Here is a 2,941-nt window from a genome sequence, read left to right on the forward strand (position 1 = left end):
TAATACGTAGGTAATTTGAAAAATGAGGGTAAACTATTTGCCATTTTATTAAAAATAAGTTATTTAAATTCAACTTCAAAGTTAGGAATTATAAGTTGAATAATTCTTATTGAGGGATTATTATTGAGTAATATTCAGAATTTCTAAATTACTTTTTTAACAATTTATTGTAGTATTTTTGCATTTTTAAAAATACTTTATGAAATTTTTAATTGACATAGGACATCCTGCACACGTTCATCTTTTTAAGCATTTTTCTTGGGAAATGGAAAAACGTGGTCATAGCATTTTTTTTACAACAAGAGAAAAAGAATGTACAATTGAATTGTTGGAACACTATGGTTTCCATTATTATAATTTTGGAAAAACATATAAAAATTTAGTAGGGAAAATATTCGGTATTATCCATTTTTCTCTACTTCTTTTATTTTATGCCATTAAAAATAAACCGGATATTTATTTAAGCCATAGTGCAATTTATCCTTCAATTGTTTCATGGATTTTACGTAAACCACATTTTGCAATTGAAGACACAGGGAACATGGAGCAGGTACGTTTTGCTCAAAAACTTAAATCAATATTTTTAACATCAACATCATTTAAAACAAAGTTAAGTGAAAATCAAGTTTACTACAAAGGTTATCATGAGCTTGCTTATTTGCACCCAAATAATTTTAAAGCAGACAAAAATATCAAGAAAGAACTCGGGTTAAAAGATGACGAAAAATATGTTCTTGTTCGTTTTGTTTCATGGAATGCCAGTGATGATATAGGACAAAAAGGTTTTAGTGTTGACTTTAAAGAAAAATTTGTAAATGAAATTTTAAAACATGCAAGAGTTTTTATCTCAGCAGAGGGAAAATTGGAAAAAAGTTTAAAAAAATATCGCTTAAATATCCCCGCTCATAAAATGCATGATGTTATAGCAAGTGCTTCTTTATTTGTTGGTGAAGGAGCAACAATGGCAGCAGAATCAGCAGTACTGGGTATTCCTGCAATTCATGTTAATACAAAAAGAGCAGATTATTGTAAAGAGTTAGAACAACAATATAATTTATTGTTCATCTTTAAAAACAATCAAGGAGTTATTGAGAAAGCAATGGAATTATTAAACACAAAAGATGTTAAAAATATTTGGAAAGAAAAAAAAGAAAAAATGCTTTCTGAAAAAATTGATGTTACAAAATTCTTTTGTTGGTTTGCTGAAAATTACCCCGAGAGTTTAAAAATAATGAAAAGTAATCCTGAATATCAGGATAGGTTTTTACTAAGCTGAGTTTTTTGCAAAATTACTTTTAATCAAACAATATTTTTCAAAAAAATATACCTTTGTAACATCTTATACTAATTAAAATATTAATTTATGCCAACATTATCAAATAAAGCTAACTTAATGCCTGCATCACCAATCAGAAAATTGGTACCTTTTGCAGAGGCAACACAAAAAAAAGGTGTTAAAATTTATCATCTTAATATTGGACAGCCTGACATTGAAACACCAAAAGAATATTGGGATGCTATAAAAAATTATGATTCAAAAGTACTGGCTTACTCTCATTCTGCAGGAAATGAATCTTACAGAAAAAGATTATCGGAATATTACAAAACCTATGGAATTAATGTTAATTCCGATGAAATCATTGTTACAAATGGAGGCTCAGAAGCAATACTTTTTGCAATGTACTCATGTTTTAATCCCGGAGATGAAATAATTATTCCTGAACCTTTTTATACAAATTATAATGGTTTTGCAATAACAGCAGGAATTACAATTAAACCGGTTACTTCGTTTATCAAAGATGGATTTGCACTTCCACCTATTGATGAATTTGAGAAACTTATTGGTCCTAAAACCAAAGGAATTATGATTTGTAATCCTAACAATCCTACAGGTTATCTTTATTCCAATGAAGAATTAGAACAACTAAGAAAAATCGTTTTAAAGCACGACCTCTTTCTTTTTTCTGATGAAGTTTATCGTGAAATGGTTTATGATGGAAAAGAGCATACTTCAATTCTCACTCTTGAAGGATTAGAAGAAAACGCTGTTGTTTTAGATTCTATTTCTAAGAGATATAGTGCATGTGGAGCACGAGTGGGAGCAATTGTTAGTAAAAACAAAAAAGTCATGGATTCCTCATTGCGATTGGGTCAATCGCGACTTTGCCCACCAACACTTGAACAAGCAGGTGCAGAAGCAGCTATTGATGTTCCTGATGAATATTTTGATGGTGTTATGAAAGAGTATGTTTCGAGGAGAGACCTGTTAGTAAAAGCTTTAAACAAAATGGAGGGAGTTATTTGTCCTAATCCCGGGGGTGCATTTTATACAACTGTAAAATTACCTATTGATGATTCTGAAAAATTCTGTCAATGGATACTTGAATCCTTTGAACACAAAGGACAAACAGTTATGATGGCACCAGCTCCCGGTTTTTATGCAAGCAAAGGACTTGGGAAACAAGAAGTTCGAATCGCTTATGTTTTAAACAAAAAAGAACTTATAAATGCTATGGAATGCCTTGAAGAAGCACTTAAGGTTTATCCTTGGAGGAAATAGGGAATAGCACTTTAAATAGTATCTCTAAGAAAACTCTGCAAAATTTCATTATGTCGTATTTATTAATAATGAATATTGACCACGTTCGCTGTAGCTTTAGCGGTTGCGAAACAAAAAATAAAGAATTTTGAAGTAAAAAGATAAGGCTGAGCAATTTTTGTGGTCAGCAAATTTCATTATTCATAATTTCTTGTTCAATATTCGATATTTTCGCGACAATATATATGCTGAGCGGTCATAAACTGCGTTTTGCCATATTGTGTAAACGAATAATAATCAATACGTTAAACGTAGTGCCAAAGTTCAAATTATGACCAGTCGAACTATAGTTTTCGTTAAGTCAGATGTTCTGAATTTAGGAATAAATTATGGTTTATTAAC

The 2,941-nt window shown here is 30.3% G+C and carries 2 protein-coding genes; both read left to right on the top strand.

What is annotated here, in order from left to right; genetic code table 11:
* The first annotated feature begins 199 nt into the window (after positions 1 to 199).
* Entirely contained in the window at positions 200 to 1,276 is a 1,077-nt protein-coding gene (locus U9R42_07580; GenBank protein ID MEA3495878.1) for a DUF354 domain-containing protein, read from the top strand.
* Between the two features lie 87 nt (positions 1,277 to 1,363).
* Complete coding sequence (locus U9R42_07585; GenBank protein ID MEA3495879.1) at positions 1,364 to 2,560, top strand: pyridoxal phosphate-dependent aminotransferase; 1,197 nt, start codon at positions 1,364 to 1,366, stop codon at positions 2,558 to 2,560.
* The last annotated feature ends 381 nt before the right edge of the window (positions 2,561 to 2,941 follow it).

This window comes from Bacteroidota bacterium, from assembly GCA_034723125.1.
GTDB lineage: Bacteria > Bacteroidota > Bacteroidia > CAILMK01 > JAAYUY01 > JAYEOP01.